This is a genomic window from Psychrosphaera ytuae (genome assembly GCF_017638545.1).
Classification (GTDB): Bacteria; Pseudomonadota; Gammaproteobacteria; order Enterobacterales; family Alteromonadaceae; genus Psychrosphaera; species Psychrosphaera ytuae.
The window spans coordinates 3,268,225-3,287,216 of record NZ_CP072110.1; the positions used below are offsets into that span (position 1 = coordinate 3,268,225).

Genomic DNA, 18,992 nt, shown 5'->3' on the forward strand with positions numbered 1-18,992 from the left:
ACCAAATCATGTGTGGTATTGTTGGTATAGTTGGCAAAGCGCCGGTTAATCAAATTATTTATGATGGATTAACGGTGTTACAGCATCGTGGCCAAGATGCAGCAGGTATTGTGACGATAGATAACGGTCACTTCCGCTTAAGAAAAGCCAACGGTTTTGTCCGTGATGTGTTTCAAGAGCGACACATGCAAAGACTTCAAGGCAATATGGGAATAGGGCACGTTAGATACCCCACCGCCGGAAGCTCAAGCTCTGCAGAAGCACAACCATTCTACGTAAACTCTCCTTTTGGTATCTCCCTCGCCCACAACGGCAACCTCACCAACGCAACTGAACTCAAAGAAATATTATTCAAAGAAGCTAGACGTCATATCAACACCACGTCTGATTCTGAGTTGTTGTTAAATGTATTAGCACACGAGTTATGTGAATCTAATTTAATGGAGTTAACTCCGGCAGATATGTTCAGTGCGGTACGCCGAGTTCACCACAAAGTTCGCGGTGCTTACGCGGTTGTTTCCATGATTATCGGTCACGGTATGTTGGCGTTTAGAGACCCTAACGGCATTCGCCCTCTTGTTTTGGGTCAGCGCGAGACCGAGCAAGGTACTGAGTACATGGTTGCCTCAGAGAGTGTTGCTTTGGATATTGATGGCTTTAAATTAGTCAGAGATGTTGCACCTGGTGAAGCCATATATATCACCGAGCAAGGTGAATTACACACTAAACAATGTCACCCGGACCCTAAATGCGTTCCTTGTATTTTTGAATATGTTTATTTTGCACGACCTGATTCGAGACTAAATGATGTTTCTGTTTATGGTTCACGAGTCAAAATGGGTGAGTACTTAGGTCGTAAAATCAAAAAAGAATGGGCCGATCTGGATATTGATGTGGTTATTCCAGTACCGGAAACCAGCTGTGATATCGCTCTTCAAATTGCCCATGAGTTAGATCTGCCATATCGCCAAGGGTTTGTTAAAAACCGCTATGTGGGCCGTACCTTCATTATGCCGGGTCAGGCACAGCGTAAAAAGTCAGTCCGTCGTAAGCTCAATGCCATTAGCCAAGAGTTTAAAGGCAAAAATGTCCTGTTAGTAGACGATTCGATTGTCCGCGGTACAACGTCTGAGCAAATTATAGAGATGGCTAGAGATGCAGGTGCTAATAAGGTGTTTTTTGCGTCAGCTGCTCCAGAGATTCGTTTCCCTAATGTTTATGGTATTGATATGCCATCTCCAAATGAATTAATTGCATATGGAAGAGAAGCGGATGAAGTCGCGGCCATGATTGGTGCAGATGAGTTGATTTATCAATCATTGGACGATTTGGTCAATGCTGTTAAGGACGAAAACCCGTCTATTTTAGGTTTTGAAACGTCGGTTTTTGACGGCAATTACGTCACTAAAGACATAGATCAAACCTATTTAGAGTCACTAGAAACGGCCCGTTCCGATTCTGCCAAATCAAAATCAACACCAAATGAAACAGGATTAGAACTTCACAACGAAGAAAATTAACCAAGGATTAGGGAAAAACTATGTCAGCGCTGAGTCCAATTGAACAGGCTAAAAAGGCGGCTAATTGTGCACATCAACACGATCGGCAAGGCTTTAAATCAACTCTAAGTGAAATGCTTAAAGACCAATTGGCACTCGGCGTAAACTGGTTTCCTATGGCTCAGTTTGCTTCAGTACTTGGCGAAATAAATTTAGCAAAGCAGGCGCTGGACTTATTGTTGAGCCAAAGCCCACAGCTAGGTCACTTTATTCAAGCTGCAGGTATGTATGCGGAGTGGGGCGATGTCAACAATGCTGAGTCGATCTTAAACAAAGTACCAGAGGCGCAAAGAGACAACCGTTGGTATCACCTCAATGGCGTATTGCTAAGTCAAAAAGGGGAGTTACAGCCAGCTGTAGAGGCTTTTTCGGTCGCATTACAAAAAGCCCCATTGAGTATGCCTACTTGGATGTCTTTAGCTAAAATACAGCCGCTTTCTGAACCACAGCTCGCACAATTGAAAGCGGTTAATCCAGAGCACTTTGATTTGCTAACTCAAGCGCAGTTTTATACGACTCTAGTCGAACACCACGAAGGAAAAGGTGAAAAAGATCTGGCAGATAGTCATCTCGAACAAGCAAATCAGCGTATGGCGTCGATGTACGCAAATAATGGCTTTTCGATGTCTGCACAGTTATCGGATAACTTGAAAATAAAGCAGGTATTTTCTTCCTTAACTTCTCAATCCAATAGCCAGTATGAGCATTATGCGCCAGTATTTATCGTCGGTCTGCCTAGGTCTGGGACCACACTACTGGCGAGGATTTTGACTTCTCATTCAGATTTTGATGGTGGCCACGAATACGCATTGTCTCGTAAGGCTTTGTTACCTCAAGAAATACACCAAGATAACCTAGATAAAGCTCGTTTTGCGGATCAGTATTTGGATTTATTAGCCCAGCGGGGTTTGGATACAAAGCTTCGTATCGTTGACAAAACTGTCGACTTACATAGATATGTTGGTCTTTTGGCAGAAGTATTTCCTAAAGCTAAATTTATTTTCATCGACAGGGACGAACAGGATAACAAGTGGTCGTGCTACCGAAACTTTTTTGCCACGGGTGTGCCTTGGAGTTATAAGGTGGAAGAAATTAATGATTACTTTGATAACTTTTATCAAATGACTTCTCATTGGAAGTCCTTGTTAGGTGAGCGTGGCATTTCAATATCTTATGAAGATTTAGTACGTGAGCCTCAAGAGGTTCTGGAGTCTCTGTTTGAGGCACTTGGAGTTGAGTTTGATGATAGCGTTCTTAGTTTTTATCAACGCAAAGATGACCTAGTTAATACGGTGAGCTTTAAGCAAGTTCGCAGTCCGCTAAATGACAATTCTATAAATTCTGCTCGCAGAAATTTTTAATAGTTCGAACACTATATAAGCAATCAAAAAAACCGGCCTATTGGCCGGTTTTTGTTTTGACAAGATTATCTAATCAAAAGATTAGAAACGGTATGACGCACTTAAGCGAACATAACGCGGAGTTTGCCAGTTTGTAGCTTTACCGAAGTTAGGGTTAAGCTCTGCTGCTGCAGGGTTGCTAGCATCGTAGTCTTGACCGTCTCTATCGTGTATTTCATCAACTTCTGTAACTGTGTCAGAGTTGAATACGTTGAACACGTCAGCTCGGAACGTAACAGTCGACTCACCTACTGGCACAGTGTAGCTAGCAGAAAGGTCTAATTGCATTACCGAGTCAGTGCGGCCGTATGAGCCACGTGGCGCAAGTTTACCCGCTGCGTAGAATGACTCAGAGCCGTAGGCCTGGGCAAATACGTCAGTTGGGTGATAACCAAATGCATTTTTAGGACGACCAGATTGGTAAGAGAAGTTCGCACCTACGTTGAAGTTCTCAGTGATCTGGTATGTACCGTATGCTTTGATTTGGTGAGTACGGTCATTTGGAAGTAAACCATATGCACCATCTAGTAGACCTGGTTGGTCAAATAGTGTTGTCAAACCAGCATCGTCCTGACCATTATCTGAACGGATATAACCTTCGTTGTTACCTTCAGATTTAGACCATGTATATGCTGCGTTCATAAACCAAACACCATCCCAAGCTTTTTCTACTGAGATGTCGATTGCAGTGTACTTACGAATTGACTCTGGGTAGTTTAAGTCCGCTGCAGGGATGGTATAAGCTTGCTTAGCTAGAGGGCCATCGCCATCAGGGTCTGTTGTAATTGTCATCTCTGTGCCTGGGTTACCCAATACATAGTAATGGAAACCAGTACATTCAGTACAGCTAGAACCGAACTCACGCTCTAAGTACTTATTCAAGCCAAAGTCTACTGCAACGTCTTCGATAGTTACACCTAGCTCACGGTAGTTAGCTTGAATTGCCATGCTCCACTCATCGTTTAACTGGAATTGGTAACCAAGAATAAACTCGTCAGAGTACATTGGGTCAATACCTGCATCTACGATTGCACTTGTGTCAGGCACGTCACCGTCAGAGAAGATTTGGTCTTGACGAGTTTTATTGCCAGAGATAACTGGAATACCTAGTGCTTCGTCTTCATAACCATTAAATGCCCAGAACTCTTGGATATAAGTCTCAGCACCTGATAGACGAATGTTAGTATTTGCAGCTACTGGTAGGTAGTAACGACCAAAGCTCGCCCAAATTTTAGACTCACCATCGCCATTAACATCGTAAACTGCACCAAGACGTGGCGCCCACTGGTTGTCTAACTTAACAAACGGTTCACCGTTACCGTTTAAGTTTTCAAACGAGTCGTTACGTAGACCAAGGTTAAGTACCAATTGGTCAGTCACTTGCCACGTATCTTGGATGTAGTAAGCAAAGTTATTTGATTCAAACGAACCACCTGCAGAATAAGTTCTACGACGAACTTCTTCTTCAAATACGTTGTTTGGATCATCATCGTTTAGGTAGTAAAGATAATACGCACCGCCAGAGTTAACCGTAACTTGGTTTGCCGTGAGTTTTTCGGTATCGACACCCACGCGAATTTCGTGGTCGCCTACGTAAATGTCAGCATCAATACGGAACACTTGACGTTCGTCATCACCTTCGCCGATAGAGAAGTTTGCAAAATTACCACCCGGTACAAAGCTACCACTAGTTGGATAGTAATAGTAAACCGCTGGGTTTGCATCTAGTGCACTTTGCTGTGTACGGTCAGACTCATTCACACCGTATTGCGCAGAGATAGATAGGTTGTCATTGATGACAGAAGTGTATTTAAGTGTCCAGTTAAGACCACCTTCTTTTACGAAGCCTAACTTTTCTGTATCTCTAGGTTCTCCGTTTCTCATATCTAAACGAGATGTATCTGTCGTGCTCTTATCCGAGAAAGAGGTAAACTCTAGAATGTTGTCATCATTGATGTACCAGTCTAGTTTAAGACCCCAGAACGCATCTTCGTCAACGCTTTCATAGTCAGAGCGAAGAATATCACCGCTGTTAACGCTTTCGCTACCTTGCGATTCAAATACGTCTGAACGCGGGTTGTAAAGTGTGTAGAAGAATAGTTTGTCTTCGATGATCGCACCAGAAGCCCAAATGTTTACATCCCAGAAAGTATTTGCATCTTGAGAGTTGTTGATACGGTATGTACCATCTTCACGAATTTGTGATGGCTTGTCTTCACGAAGTGCATCAGGCTCCCACTGTGCGTTAACGCCCCATTTGAATTCGTTAGTACCTGACTTAGTTTTGGCGTTGATAACACCACCCATAGCACGACCAAACTCAGCAGAATAACCACCTGTTTTAACTTCAAATGATTCGTACATTTCGAATGGAGGGTTTGATGAACCAACACCTGTACGGAAGTTTGTAAGGTTAAGACCGTTAACGAAATACGCGTTTTCTGCAACTGACGCACCACCAATTGATGGTAAGTTACCAAATGCGCTGTCACCTTTGGTTGTACCTGGTGCTAATAACGCAACACCTGTTAAGTCACGAGGTACTGGTACTTTGTCAATAGTTAAGCTATCAACAACGATACCTGTGTTAGAGCTAGTAACATCAACTAGTGAGATAGCGCTGCCACTTACCGCAATGCGCTCAATACCTTGCTCTTGAAGTGCAAGGTTAACGGTTACCTTACCTGAAATACCAACAGCAACATTTTCTTGAACTGTTGGTGCAAAACCGTCTTTACTTGCGACGACCTTATAAGTACCCGCCGGTAGTAGAGGGAACCTAAAGTTACCCGAAGCATCTGATACAACTGTACGCTTAAGACCAGTGTCAACATTTTCGATGGTAATGGTTACCGCGCCTAATGTCGTCCCTGCAGCACTACTTGAGCTACCTTGGATGGCACCTGAGTTTGCCATTGCTGGCATAGCAGTACCTAACGCTGCTGCTACGGTTAGCGCAGCTAAGCTTAGTTTGTAGTTTTTCATTGTTCTTCCCGAAATAATTTTATTATTTTGTCATTTGTCGCAACAATTTATTTTGAATCAGCTAATTAACTGCTGTATCAAAATGGTTTGTCGCTAGTTCTATTGGTAAGTGATTTGTGTTTAAAGATCAAGCAGCTTTTAACTTTATGAGTATAAATAAAATTATTTTCTAGAATTGAGGTGGTTTTTTATTTTCGATGATTGGTAGTGAAGGGATTATTTTTCCAACTTGGAGGATTTAAATGTGTCGTTTGGCGGTATTTTGAACAGTTATTTAGGTTTCTGTTTTTTCTTTATAAAAAAGGCACATACAAATAATGTTTGTGCCTTATTTAGGTAAAAGTCTCGGTAGGTGAAGGGTTTTAGCTGTTAACTGTGAAATTTCTCACACGCTTCCAAGGTGTTTTCGACCAATGAAGCTACTGTCATAGGCCCAACGCCACCAGGAACTGGCGTAATCCAAGACGCACGTTCAGCTGCCTCGTCAAACTGAATGTCACCAACTAGTCTGCCGTCTTCTAATCTATTTATACCAACATCGATTACAATGGCACCGGGTTTAACCCAATCGCCAGGAATAAATTCGGGTTTACCCACTGCAACAACTAAAATATCTGCCTGTCTAACTTGTGCCTCAAGATCTTGAGTAAACTTGTGACAAACAGTTGTCGTACAACCTGCGAGCAATAGTTCTAATGACATAGGGCGACCTACAATGTTAGAAGCACCAACAATGACCGCGTGTTTTCCTTTATAGAAGACATGAGTATTGTCTAATAATGTCATTATGCCTTTGGGCGTACATGGGCGCAGGGCCGGGACGCGTTGTGCTAGGCGACCGATATTGTAAGGATGAAAGCCATCAACATCTTTGTGCGGATGGATGCGCTCTAGTATACGCTCTGGATTCAAGCCGTGAGGTAACGGCAGTTGCACTAATATCCCATCAATTTCTTTATTTTCATTTAGTTCATCGACAAGTGCCAGGAGTTCTTGTTCTGTTGTAGTTGCAGGCAAGTCGTAAGACTTTGAAACTAACCCGACTTCTTCACAAGCTTTCTTCTTATTTCCTACATATACCTGAGAGGCAGGATCTTGGCCGACAAGGATAACGGCTAAACCAGGCGCACGGCGGTTTGCTTTGAGTCTGGCACTTACACCGGTTTTTACTTTATCTCTTACGGTTTGGGCGATGGCTTTACCATCTATCAATCTGGCAGTCATTGAACACTCGTTTAATCATAGTGGTGGTTAAAAATCTGTAGCACTACTTATATAGGCATATAAATAACAAGCACTACCTAAATAACGACTCTATTGTAAACCCATGCAAAACAAATCTCATTGAGAAATAGCGTTTATTTAAAATTAATTTAAAAAAAACACCTTGATATTGAGTGAATAACGACCAAAATTAGCTATTATTGGTTAAAACGAAACCGAGTTGCACTAAATTTCACCAAACGATAAAAATCTTTGCAAAAAGTGTTTGACTGGATCGGGGGTTATCCGTAATATGCCGCCCTGTCGCGAGGCAACAAGTTCTCAAAGATTCAAAGTCGGTGTTTAGCGCAGCTTGGTAGCGCACTTCGTTTGGGTCGAAGGGGTCGCAGGTTCAAATCCTGCAACACCGACCACTTTGAATATTTGGGTAGCCCGTAGGTGAAGCGCCCGTAGCTCAGCTGGATAGAGCAACGCCCTTCTAAGGCGTCGGTCGTAGGTTCGAATCCTACCGGGTGCGCCATGTTTCGTGACAAAGTCTTATTGCGGTGATTGTAGCTCAGTTGGTAGAGCCCTGGATTGTGATTCCGGTTGTCGTGGGTTCGAGTCCCATCAGTCACCCCATCTTTTGCGGAAGTGGCGGAATTGGTAGACGCGCTGGATTTAGGTTCCAGTATCTTCGGGTGTGAGAGTTCAAGTCTCTCCTTCCGCACCATATCTCTTTAGTCGGTGTTTAGCGCAGCTTGGTAGCGCACTTCGTTTGGGTCGAAGGGGTCGCAGGTTCAAATCCTGCAACACCGACCATTTTCCGGTCTTAGTTCAAAATCTTCAAAAAATCCATTTTTATTGTTTAATTGCTCATAATTTCTGCCTTTTATGGTGCTTTTGCGTGGACGATTGCAAATTCCATGGCTATAATGCCGCGTCATTTTAAGAACAAAAATTTGGGCCCTACGAATTTAGGTCGGCCACAAAAATTAATTAATTGAGGTTAGAACATGCAAGTTTCTTTAGAAACGACTCAAGGTTTAGAGCGTAAAGTTACAATCACGCTTCCTGCAGAATCGATTGAAAATCAAGTAAAAGCACGTCTACGTGAAATTGGTAAAACAACTCGTATCGATGGTTTCCGTAAAGGCAAAGTACCAGTTTCAATTCTAGAGAAGCGTTTTGGTCAGTCTGCGTTTGCTGAAGTTGCTCAAGAGCAAATGCAACAAAACTACATCCAAGCAATTATTCAAGAAAAAGTTAACCCAGCTGGCGCACCTTACTTCGAGCCTAAAAACATGAAGCGTGGTGAAGACTTAGAGTTCACAGCGACTTTCGAAGTATATCCAGAAGTAGAATTATCAAACGTTGAAAAAATCGAAGTTGAACGTCCAGTTGCAGAAGTAACAGACGCAGACTTAGACAACATGATGGAAACATTACAGAAGCAACAAGCTTCTTGGGTTGAGTCTAAGGACGCAGCTGCTGAAGGTAGCCGTGTAAACATCGACTTCTTAGGCACAATTGACGGTGAAGAATTTGAAGGCGGTAAAGCTGAAGGTTTTGATCTGGAGTTAGGTCAAGGTCGTATGATCCCAGGCTTTGAAGATGACATCATCGGCAAAAAAGCGGGTGAAGAAGTAACAGTTAAAGTTACGTTCCCTGAAGAATACCACGCAGAAAACCTTAAAGGTAAAGATGCAGAATTCGCAGTTAAGGTAAACAAAGTAGAAGTACAAGAGTTACCAGAATTAAACGACGAGTTCGTATCTAAGTTCGGTATCACTGAGGGTGGCGTTGACGCACTTAAAGCTGAAGTTAAAGCAAACATGACTCGCGAATTAGGCCAAGCGTTAAAAGCGAAGGTTAAAGAGCAAGTTATTAAAGGTCTTTTAGACGCTCACGAACTAGAAGTTCCTAAAGCGCTTATCGACCAAGAAGTAAACGTACTACGTCAGCAAGCTATGCAACGTTTTGGCGGTCAATTCGACGCTAGCAACATGCCTGAGCTACCGGCTGAGTTATTCGAGCAACAAGCGAAAGATCGCGTACGCACTGGTTTGTTACTAGGTGAGTTCATCCGCACTAACGAAATCAAAGCGGACGACGCAAAAGTTAAAGAAATTATCGAGACTCAAGCGTCTGCATACGAAGATCCAACTGAAGTTGTTAACTACTACTACGGTGACGAGAAACTTCTTGAAAACGTACGTAACCTAGCAACTGAAGATCAAGCTATCGAATTGATCCTTGAAAAAGCCAAAGTTGAAGAAAAATCAGTCAGCTTTGACGAAATTATGAACCCTAAGCAAGCGTAATTTAAAATCGCATTGACTTAAGGGTTGAACAAAGGGTTAAATGGCTCGATATACGTGTAAGTATGTCGAGCCATTTTTGTTTAAGGAAGCTATATGATTAACCACAAAAATAATGTGGCTGCAGGGTTTGATACAGATCCTAGCAATGCATTAGTCCCAATGGTCGTAGAACAAACGGCAAAAGGGGAACGTTCTTACGATATCTATTCACGCCTTTTAAAAGAGCGCGTTATTTTCTTAACGGGTCAAGTTGAAGACCAAATGGCCAACTTAATCTGTGCTCAATTATTATTCTTAGAGTCAGAAAACCCAGATAAAGATATCTATTTATATATTAACTCACCAGGTGGCTCTGTTACGGCGGGTATGTCAATTTATGACACGATGAACTTTATCAAGCCAGACATCTCTACAGTATGTATGGGCCAAGCGGCGAGTATGGGTGCATTTTTATTGTCAGGCGGTGCTAAGGGCAAGCGTCATTGCTTACCTAATTCTCGAGTTATGATTCACCAACCACTAGGTGGATTCCAAGGTCAGGCTTCTGACATCGAAATTCACGCCAAAGAAATCATCGCAATCAAAGAAAAATTAAATACTTTGATGGCAGAGCACTCTGGTCAGCCATATGAAAAAGTTGCGAAAGACACAGATCGCGACAATTTCTTAACGCCAGAAGATGCACTTGAGTACGGTTTAATCGATTCGATTTTGGACCGTCGCGAAATCAAGTAATTGAGAAATTAGCCGATTAATAGGCTAATAAGAATTTTTTTACTAACATTAGTTAGTAGAGCTAGCAAAGTGAGGTGACTGAATGTCAGAGCATACAGAAAACGACAGTAAATTACTGTATTGTTCATTTTGCGGCAAGAGTCAACATGAAGTACGTAAACTGATTGCGGGCCCTTCTGTATATATTTGTGATGAGTGTGTTGATTTGTGCAACGACATCATCCGTGAAGAAATCAAAGAGATTTCACCAAAGCGCGACGCAGATTCATTGCCAACGCCAAGAGATATTCGCGCGCACCTTGATGACTATGTAATTGGTCAACAACACGCGAAAAAAGTGTTGAGCGTAGCGGTATATAACCACTATAAGCGCTTGAGAAATGGCGACACTAACGGTGACGTTGAACTAGGTAAAAGTAATATCTTGCTAATTGGTCCGACGGGCAGTGGTAAAACACTACTTGCTGAGACTTTAGCGCGCTTTTTAGATGTGCCATTTACAATGGCCGATGCGACTACATTAACCGAAGCGGGTTATGTGGGTGAAGACGTCGAAAACATCATTCAAAAACTATTGCAAAAGTGCGACTACGATGTAGAAAAAGCCCAGCGCGGTATTGTTTACATTGATGAAATCGATAAGATTTCTCGTAAGTCTGACAACCCATCCATTACCCGAGATGTATCGGGTGAGGGCGTACAGCAAGCACTTCTTAAACTCATCGAAGGAACGGTTGCATCGATTCCACCACAAGGTGGTCGTAAACATCCTCAACAAGAGTTTTTGCAAGTAGATACCTCTAAAATCTTATTTATCTGTGGTGGTGCGTTTGCTGGTTTAGACAAAGTCGTAGCAGCACGTTCTGAAAAGGGCACATCAATAGGCTTTGGTGCGGAAGTTAAGTCCAGTAAAGATGCTGTGACATTGACTGAGCACTTCGCTAATGTTGAGCCTGAAGACTTAGTTAAATACGGTTTGATCCCTGAGTTTATTGGTCGTCTTCCAGTGGTTGCGACACTTGGAGAGCTGGACTTAGACGCGTTAGTCCAAATCCTAAGTGAACCTAAAAACGCATTAACTAAACAGTACGGCGCTTTATTTGATTTAGAAGGCGTTGAGCTAGAGTTTAGAGAAGATGCGTTAAAAGCAATTGGCGCAAAAGCCATGGCTCGTAAAACCGGTGCTCGTGGTCTTCGTTCAATCATCGAAGCGACTTTACTTGATACTATGTATGAGCTTCCATCTATGGAAGATGTATCAAAAGTAGTTATTGATGAATCAGTTATCGAAGGTCAATCAGAACCGATTTTGATTTATGACAATCAAAAAAATAAAGCGGTGCCTGAGCAATAATTCACCATAAAACGAAAAAAAGGAGTCAATTGACTCCTTTTTTGTTATCAGCAATTGAACTTTTTACGAGTCACCCCATATACTCTTAGACTACTAATTAGAATTCAGAGAACTTTCGAATATGACGCATGACGCAGAATACTCTAACATTCCTATTTTAGCTTTACGGGATGTTGTCGTTTATCCACATATGGTCATTCCCCTTTTTGTCGGTCGGGAAAAGTCTATTGCGTGTCTAGAACAAGCGATGGAAAAGGATAAAAAGATATTTTTGGTTGCTCAAACCGATCCTGCCAATGATGATCCACAACCAGATGACATGTACTCAGTCGGTACGGTCGCGACTATTTTGCAATTGTTAAAACTACCAGACGGTACTGTAAAGGTTCTTGTTGAAGGTAATGAGCGCGGTAAGATTGTTCAATTCACTGAAACAGAAGAGTTTTTTGAAGGTCAAATTGAGCTAATTCAGCCGCCTCAAGCAGACGAGAGGGAAGAAGAAGTATTAATTCGCTCTGCAATTAACCAATTTGAAGGTTACATCAAGTTAAACAAAAAAATCCCACCAGAGGTTTTGACTTCCGTAACAGGGATTGACGATGCTGATCGTTTAGCGGATACCATGGCGTCACATATGCCATTAAAAGTAGACGAAAAGCAAAAAGCATTAGAAATTGAGGACGTAAGAGAGCGCCTCGAATATTTGATGGCGCTAATGGAAGGCGAAATTGACCTGCTTCAAGTGGAGAAAAAAATCCGCAGCCGCGTCAAAAAGCAAATGGAAAAGAGTCAGCGTGAATACTATTTGAATGAGCAAATGAAAGCCATTCAAAAAGAGCTTGGCGAATCTGAAGATGGCGTTGATGAGTTTGAAGCGCTTGAGAAAAAGATCGAAGAAGCCAGCATGCCAGAAGAAGCTGAGCAAAAGACGCGTGCTGAACTTAAAAAATTAAAAATGATGTCTGCCATGTCAGCCGAAGCCACTGTCGTTCGTGGTTATATTGATTGGATGACCGGTGTACCTTGGAAAAAGCGCAGTAAAGTTAAGCGCGACTTAAACAAAGCACAAGAAATACTCGATGCTGATCATTATGGTTTAGACAAGGTTAAAGAGCGCATTATTGAGTACCTTGCTGTACAACAGCGTATTAGTAAGCTCAAAGGGCCAATTTTATGTTTAGTTGGTCCTCCAGGTGTTGGTAAGACATCACTAGGTCAATCAATTGCTAAAGCAACAGGTCGTAAATATGTGCGTATGGCATTAGGTGGCGTTCGTGATGAAGCTGAAATTCGTGGTCATCGCCGTACCTATATTGGCTCCATGCCAGGCAAGATTATTCAAAAAATGAGTAAAGTAGGGGTGAAAAACCCGCTGTTCTTATTGGATGAAATTGACAAAATGAGCTCTGACATGCGCGGTGATCCATCTTCGGCTCTACTAGAAGTGTTAGACCCAGAGCAAAATGCCGCGTTTAACGACCACTATTTAGAAGTCGACTATGACTTATCTGACATCATGTTTGTTGCGACCTCGAATAGCATGGATATTCCTGGTCCTTTATTAGACCGTATGGAAGTCATTCGTTTAGCGGGTTATACCGAAGACGAAAAGCTGAATATTGCTAACCAGCATTTACTAAGCAAACAGAAAAAGCGCAACGGATTAAAAGACAATGAGCTAACGTTAACCGACGGAGCAATAATTAATATTGTACGTTACTACACGCGTGAAGCGGGTGTACGTAGCTTAGAACGAGAGATCTCTAAGATTTGTCGTAAAGTTGTTACCCAAATTTTAACCGATAAGAATGTTAAGTCGGTGACAGTTGATGAGAATAATCTCGCTGAGTACTTAGGTGTTCAACGCCATGATTACGGTAAAGCCGACGAAGACGACCGAATCGGTCAAGTGACAGGTCTAGCATGGACTCAAGTTGGTGGTGATTTGCTAACGATTGAATGTGCGACGGTTCCGGGTAAAGGTAAGCTTGTTTATACGGGTTCACTCGGTGATGTAATGAAAGAGTCGATTCAAGCGGCGATGACAGTAGTCAAAAGCCGAGCTGAGGTTCTTCGTATTAATGAAGACTTTTCTGAAAAACGCGACATTCATATTCACGTACCAGAGGGGGCTACTCCAAAAGACGGCCCAAGTGCGGGTATCGCAATGGTAACGTCTTTAGTTTCAAGCTTGACCGGTAACCCTGTTAAAGCTGATGTAGCAATGACAGGTGAAATTACGTTACGTGGTGAAGTCTTGGCGATTGGTGGCTTAAAAGAGAAGTTACTTGCAGCTCACCGAGGTGGCATTAAGACGGTACTTATTCCTCATGAGAATGAGCGTGACTTGGAAGAAATTCCAGATAATGTCAAAAAGGACATAACGATCAAGCCTGTGAAGTGGATTGACGAAGTGCTAGAAGTCGCATTAAGTCAGCCAATTGAGCGAATTTCGACGGAAAATTGTGCATAAATGCATATTTTTTTCGAAAATTTGTAAAAAAGGCTTTTCAAAACCGCCGACTGTGCTAGTTTATTGGGGCTAGGAGGGTTGGCGAGCCTACCTTCACTAATAAAATTAACGTCTAGCGTTCAATAGGGACGCAAAGATAATGAGTCAAAAAAAAATAAAGAACGACTCTAAAAAAATAAAAAAACAATATAGGGGATGAAATTGTGAACAAGTCTCAATTAATCGAAAAAATCGCTGAAGGCGCTGACATTTCTAAAGCTTCTGCGGGCCGTGCACTAGACTCTTTCATTGAGTCAGTAACAGGTGCTCTTAAGGAAGGTGATTCTGTTGCTCTAGTAGGTTTCGGTACATTTACTGTTCGTGAGCGTGCAGCTCGCACAGGTCGTAACCCACAAACTGGTGCGACTATCGAAATCGCTGCAGCTAAAGTTCCAGCATTCAAAGCGGGTAAAGCGCTTAAAGACGCTTGTAACTAATTAATCAATTTTATGGGGAGCGGTAGTTCAGTTGGTTAGAATACCGGCCTGTCACGCCGGGGGTCGCGAGTTCGAGTCTCGTCCGTTCCGCCAATAAAAGAGTTCAAGCATTAAAGCGCATCTGATAAGATGCGTTTTTTTTTACAAGAAACATTCAACTCAGCAAAGAGAAGTAACAATGCTAGAAAGAATTAGAGAAGGTTCTCAAGGAATCGCAGCCAAAATTATTCTTGGCTTGGTGATACTCACCTTTGCCATTAGTGGTATTGGTAGTTACATCAACAGCAAAGCTGACACAGCATTAGCAACGGTTAACGGTGTAGAAATCACACAATCTGCAGTCGAAGAAGCATACCAAAACGAGACAAATCGTATGAAGTCTCAGTTTGGTGAAGTAATTGACCAACTATTGGCTGACGAAAACTACGTTGCAAACTTGCGCCAGGGTGTTTTGGACCGCTTGATTGTTCAAGAGCTTCAACGCCAACAAGCCAAGGACCTAGGTATTCGCGTAAGTGACGAGCAAATCAAAAAAGCCATCGTCGCAATGCCAAACTTCCAACGCGCGGGTCAATTTGACAACGATATTTATTTAGCGGTTTTACGTCAGGCAGGTTTCCAACCTAGTCAGTTCCGTGATTATCTTCGCGAAGAAATGGTTCGCTCACAATACAACAGCGCAATCATGGGTTCAGAGTTTGTATTGAACCACGAAAAGAATTACTACTCAGAGCTAGCGAATCAAGTACGCACATTCAAGCAACTGACTGTATCAGCGTCAGAGTTGGTAAGCCAAGTAAACGTAGAACAAGCTGACCTAGAAGCGTACTTTGAGGCAAACAAAGACAACTTCAAAACTCAAGAAAAAATCGCTCTTGAGTACATCATGATTGATGCTGATTTATTAGCTGACAAAGTTGCTGTTACTGAGTCGGACTTAAATGATTACTACGAATTAAATATCAATGAGTACACGACTCCAGAGCGTCGTCGTATTTCACATATCTTAGTTGAAGCGGCAGATGATGCCGAGCAACGTATCAAAGAAATCAAAGCTAAGCTAGACAATGGGTCAAGCTTTGAAGAGCTTGCAAAAGAGTACTCAGAGGATAGCTTTAGTGCCGAAAACGGCGGTGACCTTGAATGGTTTGAAGCAGGCTTATTTGGCGAAGCATTTGACAATGCTGTTGCCGGTTTAGAAAACGTAGGTGATGTCTCAAATGCATTTGAATCTGAATCAGGCTTCCACATTGTTAAGCTTACAGAATTCCAAGAATCTGTTGTTCAGAACTTCGCAGACGTAAAGGATTCTATTGAAGAGCAATTTAAGCAGTCTAAAATTGACGAGCTTTATATTGAAGCGCAAACCAAAGTTAGCCAGTTAGCTTTCGAAATGCCTGATACTCTTGTTGAAGCTGCAGAAGAAGCTGGCTTAGAGCTTAAAACAACTGCAAAGATCACTTATAACGAAATTCAATCGTTGTTGTCTAACCCTGTTGCTGTAAACAAAGCGTTTGACGAAGAGTTTATCGGTGAAGGTCTAAATAGTGATCTGATTGAAATTGATGACACGCGCTCAGTTGTGTTCCGTGTAACAGAGCACGAACCAGCCCGCTCACAATCTTTAGATGAAGTTAAAGAAATGGTAACTGCAGCGGTAACTCGTGAAAAAGCGGCTGAATTAGCAGTAGCAAAAGCGAACGAACTAGCTGAGTCGATCAAAGCGGGTACAGCAGTAGATTCACTTGCAAGTGACAACGTGGTAACAGTAGCGTCATTTGATGAAGTAGGTCGTTTTGATAGCCAAGTTAACGCGCAAGTTCGCGATGCTGTTTTTGACCTTCATAAGCCAGTAGATGGTGTAGTAGTTGATACTGTAGAACTTAGCACAGGTGATGCAGTAGTGATTGCACTATCAAGTGTTGCGACTAAGGACGCTGCGGTTGAAGAGCCTATGGCCAACCAACTATTGTCAGTTGTTTCCCGTCAAGCTACAGCAGCACTGATCGAAGCGAGCAAAGCAAACGCTGACATCACTAAATAATCATTTTTGATTATGATAGAGAAAAGCGCCTTTTGGGCGCTTTTTTTGTTTTCCTAGCCCTGTTGTGGCTAATGGCCGTAGCTCACTACGCGGTAAAGGCGCCAGCCATCCTCTGTCTGCTTCCAGATATGAGTAAAATCAAATGTCCCGCAGTCGTTTACCCCGTTCACTTCGTGACAGAATGTGTGCTCTCCAACTTGAATGGCACCAAAATTTTTGACGGGAAATACACGATGGCTGTCTTCATTTAATGTTCGGGTAAGTCCTAAATTACGAGCGCATAACTCTTTTGTTGCTATTATGTTTTCTTCATAACCTTTAAGTCCTGATATATCGTGATAAAACTCCAGATCTTTTGAGAAAAGGTTGGCAATTTTCTCGATATCACACGAATTAAAAGCACTAAAAAAGGCATTGTCTGCGGCCTTAATTTCTTCGTTTAGTTTTGGTGTGGACGCCGTTGATGATCCACTAAACAGTATTGCTGCTGTCGTAGAAAGTGATAAAAATGTAGAACGTAACCTCATGGTTTGACCTTCTTTTGGTTTATTTTGTAATAAGTTAGGAATGCAGACCAAATAAAGTGGCTGCAACCACTTTGAAGTAGGAAAATTGCAAAGTGAGTGCCACGTTCAAAGATAGAAAGAGGTTTCACGCCATACAAAGTTACATGTCGAGGGACTTGAGTAATTTTTGTGTTTTTGCGTGTTGAGGGTTTTCAAATACGTCTTCGACCTTGCCGTGTTCTACGATTTGGCCTTGGTCCATAATAAAGATTCGGTCACTTAAATGACGAACCAATGATATTTGATGGGAAATAAGGATATATGTGAGCTGTAACGTCTCTTGCAGGTCCAAAAGAAGATTAATGACCTGTGCCCTCAAAGATGGGTCCAAAGGCGCCAGGGCTTCATCTATGATAACGATTTGGGGATCTAATATAAGTGCTCGGGCTATTCCGATCCGCTGTGCTTGACCACCAGAAAACATATGAGGGTAATAGCTCGCGTGCTCGGGTAACAAGCCAACTTTGCGCAAGGCGTCATAAATTCGCTCTAAGCGCTGATGTTTATCAAGTCTGGTATTAAATAACAGAGGTTGCTCAAGCTGATCGCCAATACGAACCGTTGGGTTGAGAGACTTTTGCGCGTCTTGAAATATCATTCGAATATTTTGACAAAAGAATTTGGAGTCATGCCAATTTACTTCATCGTCACCGATAAATAGTTTTCCAGTGTCTGGTAATTCTGCACCGGCCAATAATCGAGCTATAGTACTTTTACCTGAACCCGCGTCTCCAACTATGGCGATAGTCTCACCACGGTGCATATCAAAGCTGACAGGGCCAATGGTGACGTCACGACCTTTTTTAAACCAATTAGATTTGTCAGTGTAGGTTTTAGACAGCTCTTTAACTGAGAATAGGGCGATGGATTCCATTACTTAGTTAACTCCTGTAATGGGTAGTGACATCTAAATTGTTGGCCTCTCACTTTGCGTTGTTCAGGCATTTTTACACAGGCTTTTTGGGCATTAGGACATCTCGGTCCGAGTCGACACCCTGCAGGGAGGTGCTGTAAGGTCGGAATTGTCCCTTTTAAGGTATAGAGCCGTTCTTTTTTATCGATGTCGCCACTTTTGAAGTCAGGTTCACTATCAAACAGGGCTTTTGTGTAAGGGTGCATTGGAGCACTCAATATTTTTTGTGTCTTACCGCTCTCAATAAGCTGACCGCAATACATTACGTTAATAGTGTCAGCCCAGCTTGTTATAGTATTTAAGTTGTGAGTGATAAATATAACCGCCATATCCTTAAGTTGATTTAGGCTTTTTAACAACTTAATGACCTGCAAGGATGTTGTACTCTCCAGCGCCGTTGTTGGCTCGTCAGCAATCAAAAGCTTAGGCTCTTTCGCAATTGCCATGGCAATCATGATCTTTTGACACACACCTTCCGACAACATATGCGGGTAGGATTCAAATATCGCTCGGTGGTCTTTGACGCCGACTTTGTGTAAAAGGTTAGAACATAGTTTTACGCGTTGCGATTTACGGCTGCCAAACCAACCTGAAAACTCGCGGTCAGGAAGAGATTCTTCAAGTTGTGAGAATATATTTGCGGTCGGATCCAAACAGCGACGCGGCTCTTGATAAATCATAGAAACGTCACGACTAATTATTTTTCGGCGCTCTTTGTCACTCTTGCGATTAAGGTCTTCACCCATGAAATGAAGTCGATCCGCGGTCACTTCCCAGCGATTATTTAATACACCTACAAGTGCTTTGGCTATTAGACTTTTACCTGAACCCGATTCGCCAATGAGGGCACTGACTTCACCTTCTTTCATCGAAAAGTTGGCCGATTCAACGGCGCGGATTCGATCGTCGTTGGTCAATAACTCAATGTTTAAGTTTCTGATATCTAATAATTTCATCGAG

At 42.4% G+C, this 18,992-nt stretch carries 13 protein-coding genes and 6 tRNA genes; 14 read left to right on the forward strand and 5 right to left on the reverse strand.

Annotated features, from left to right (window positions below; all coding sequences use genetic code 11):
- Positions 1–8: 8 nt before the first annotated feature.
- Both purF and J1N51_RS14360 read left to right on the forward strand, forming a co-directional pair.
- Positions 9–1,520 carry an amidophosphoribosyltransferase gene (purF, locus tag J1N51_RS14355; protein ID WP_208831924.1) on the forward strand — a complete coding sequence of 504 codons (1,512 nt, stop codon included), beginning with the start codon at positions 9–11 and terminating at the stop codon, positions 1,518–1,520.
- 20 nt (positions 1,521–1,540) lie between these two features.
- Positions 1,541–2,920, forward strand: coding sequence for a tetratricopeptide repeat-containing sulfotransferase family protein (locus J1N51_RS14360; protein WP_208831925.1), 1,380 nt, complete (start codon positions 1,541–1,543; stop codon positions 2,918–2,920).
- 81 nt (positions 2,921–3,001) lie between these two features.
- On the opposite strand, the gene J1N51_RS14365 is transcribed toward J1N51_RS14360, so the two are convergent.
- Both J1N51_RS14365 and folD read right to left on the reverse strand, forming a co-directional pair.
- Positions 3,002–5,944, reverse strand: a complete 2,943-nt coding sequence (locus J1N51_RS14365; RefSeq protein WP_208831926.1) for a TonB-dependent receptor — start codon at positions 5,942–5,944, stop codon at positions 3,002–3,004.
- A gap of 369 nt (positions 5,945–6,313) precedes the next feature.
- Positions 6,314–7,168, reverse strand: a complete 855-nt coding sequence (gene folD, locus J1N51_RS14370) for a bifunctional methylenetetrahydrofolate dehydrogenase/methenyltetrahydrofolate cyclohydrolase FolD (RefSeq protein WP_208831927.1) — start codon at positions 7,166–7,168, stop codon at positions 6,314–6,316.
- A gap of 336 nt (positions 7,169–7,504) precedes the next feature.
- On the opposite strand from folD, the gene J1N51_RS14375 reads away from it, so the two are divergent.
- The 12 genes from J1N51_RS14375 to J1N51_RS14430 all read left to right on the forward strand — a co-directional run bounded on the left by J1N51_RS14375 (position 7,505) and on the right by J1N51_RS14430 (position 16,553).
- A tRNA-Pro gene (locus J1N51_RS14375) sits at positions 7,505–7,581 on the forward strand.
- Positions 7,582–7,611: 30 nt separating this feature from the next.
- Positions 7,612–7,688, forward strand: a tRNA-Arg gene (locus tag J1N51_RS14380).
- Between the two features lie 25 nt (positions 7,689–7,713).
- Positions 7,714–7,789: transfer RNA gene (locus J1N51_RS14385), tRNA-His, on the forward strand.
- Between the two features lie 6 nt (positions 7,790–7,795).
- Positions 7,796–7,880 (forward strand) — tRNA-Leu (locus J1N51_RS14390).
- Positions 7,881–7,892: 12 nt separating this feature from the next.
- Positions 7,893–7,969, forward strand: a tRNA-Pro gene (locus J1N51_RS14395).
- Between the two features lie 194 nt (positions 7,970–8,163).
- Entirely contained in the window at positions 8,164–9,471 is a 1,308-nt protein-coding gene (gene tig, locus J1N51_RS14400) for a trigger factor (RefSeq protein WP_208831928.1), read from the forward strand.
- A 93-nt stretch (positions 9,472–9,564) separates the two neighbouring features.
- Complete coding sequence (gene clpP / locus J1N51_RS14405; protein ID WP_208831929.1) at positions 9,565–10,206, forward strand: ATP-dependent Clp endopeptidase proteolytic subunit ClpP; 642 nt, start codon at positions 9,565–9,567, stop codon at positions 10,204–10,206.
- Between the two features lie 82 nt (positions 10,207–10,288).
- Positions 10,289–11,560, forward strand: a complete 1,272-nt coding sequence (gene clpX, locus J1N51_RS14410; protein ID WP_208831930.1) for an ATP-dependent protease ATP-binding subunit ClpX — start codon at positions 10,289–10,291, stop codon at positions 11,558–11,560.
- 121 nt (positions 11,561–11,681) lie between these two features.
- On the forward strand, positions 11,682–14,033 hold the full coding sequence (gene lon / locus J1N51_RS14415; protein ID WP_208831931.1) for an endopeptidase La: 2,352 nt from the start codon (positions 11,682–11,684) through the stop codon (positions 14,031–14,033).
- 203 nt (positions 14,034–14,236) lie between these two features.
- Positions 14,237–14,509 (forward strand): nucleoid-associated protein HU-beta, encoded by a 273-nt coding sequence (gene hupB / locus J1N51_RS14420; protein WP_208831932.1) that lies wholly within the window; start codon positions 14,237–14,239, stop codon positions 14,507–14,509.
- Positions 14,510–14,525: 16 nt separating this feature from the next.
- Positions 14,526–14,602: transfer RNA gene (locus tag J1N51_RS14425), tRNA-Asp, on the forward strand.
- Between the two features lie 85 nt (positions 14,603–14,687).
- Positions 14,688–16,553 (forward strand): SurA N-terminal domain-containing protein, encoded by a 1,866-nt coding sequence (locus tag J1N51_RS14430; RefSeq protein WP_208831933.1) that lies wholly within the window; start codon positions 14,688–14,690, stop codon positions 16,551–16,553.
- A 68-nt stretch (positions 16,554–16,621) separates the two neighbouring features.
- On the opposite strand, the gene J1N51_RS14435 is transcribed toward J1N51_RS14430, so the two are convergent.
- The 3 genes from J1N51_RS14435 to J1N51_RS14445 form a co-directional block, all read right to left on the reverse strand.
- Positions 16,622–17,080: a nuclear transport factor 2 family protein gene (locus J1N51_RS14435; RefSeq protein ID WP_208831934.1), complete on the reverse strand. Its 459-nt coding sequence runs from the start codon at positions 17,078–17,080 to the stop codon at positions 16,622–16,624.
- 139 nt (positions 17,081–17,219) lie between these two features.
- Positions 17,220–17,993, reverse strand: coding sequence for an ATP-binding cassette domain-containing protein (locus J1N51_RS14440; RefSeq protein ID WP_208831935.1), 774 nt, complete (start codon positions 17,991–17,993; stop codon positions 17,220–17,222).
- A complete protein-coding gene (locus tag J1N51_RS14445; protein WP_208831936.1) occupies positions 17,993–18,988 on the reverse strand; it encodes an oligopeptide/dipeptide ABC transporter ATP-binding protein in 996 nt (331 codons plus the stop codon). Before J1N51_RS14445 ends, J1N51_RS14440 begins: the two co-directional genes overlap by 1 nt.
- Positions 18,989–18,992: the final 4 nt, after the last annotated feature.

What these genes read in the sequence shown, in the direction of transcription:
- clpP (WP_208831929.1), top strand. Translation starts at nt 9,565, where the DNA reads ATGATTAACCACAAAAATAATGTGGCTGCAGGGTTTGATACAGATCCT.
- purF (WP_208831924.1), top strand. Translation starts at nt 9, where the DNA reads ATGTGTGGTATTGTTGGTATAGTTGGCAAAGCGCCGGTTAATCAAATT.
- lon (WP_208831931.1), top strand. Translation starts at nt 11,682, where the DNA reads ATGACGCATGACGCAGAATACTCTAACATTCCTATTTTAGCTTTACGG.
- J1N51_RS14440 (WP_208831935.1), bottom strand. Translation starts at nt 17,993, where the DNA reads ATGGAATCCATCGCCCTATTCTCAGTTAAAGAGCTGTCTAAAACCTAC.
- tig (WP_208831928.1), top strand. Translation starts at nt 8,164, where the DNA reads ATGCAAGTTTCTTTAGAAACGACTCAAGGTTTAGAGCGTAAAGTTACA.
- clpX (WP_208831930.1), top strand. Translation starts at nt 10,289, where the DNA reads ATGTCAGAGCATACAGAAAACGACAGTAAATTACTGTATTGTTCATTT.
- J1N51_RS14365 (WP_208831926.1), bottom strand. Translation starts at nt 5,944, where the DNA reads ATGAAAAACTACAAACTAAGCTTAGCTGCGCTAACCGTAGCAGCAGCG.
- J1N51_RS14430 (WP_208831933.1), top strand. Translation starts at nt 14,688, where the DNA reads ATGCTAGAAAGAATTAGAGAAGGTTCTCAAGGAATCGCAGCCAAAATT.
- J1N51_RS14435 (WP_208831934.1), bottom strand. Translation starts at nt 17,080, where the DNA reads ATGAGGTTACGTTCTACATTTTTATCACTTTCTACGACAGCAGCAATA.
- folD (WP_208831927.1), bottom strand. Translation starts at nt 7,168, where the DNA reads ATGACTGCCAGATTGATAGATGGTAAAGCCATCGCCCAAACCGTAAGA.
- J1N51_RS14445 (WP_208831936.1), bottom strand. Translation starts at nt 18,988, where the DNA reads ATGAAATTATTAGATATCAGAAACTTAAACATTGAGTTATTGACCAAC.
- J1N51_RS14360 (WP_208831925.1), top strand. Translation starts at nt 1,541, where the DNA reads ATGTCAGCGCTGAGTCCAATTGAACAGGCTAAAAAGGCGGCTAATTGT.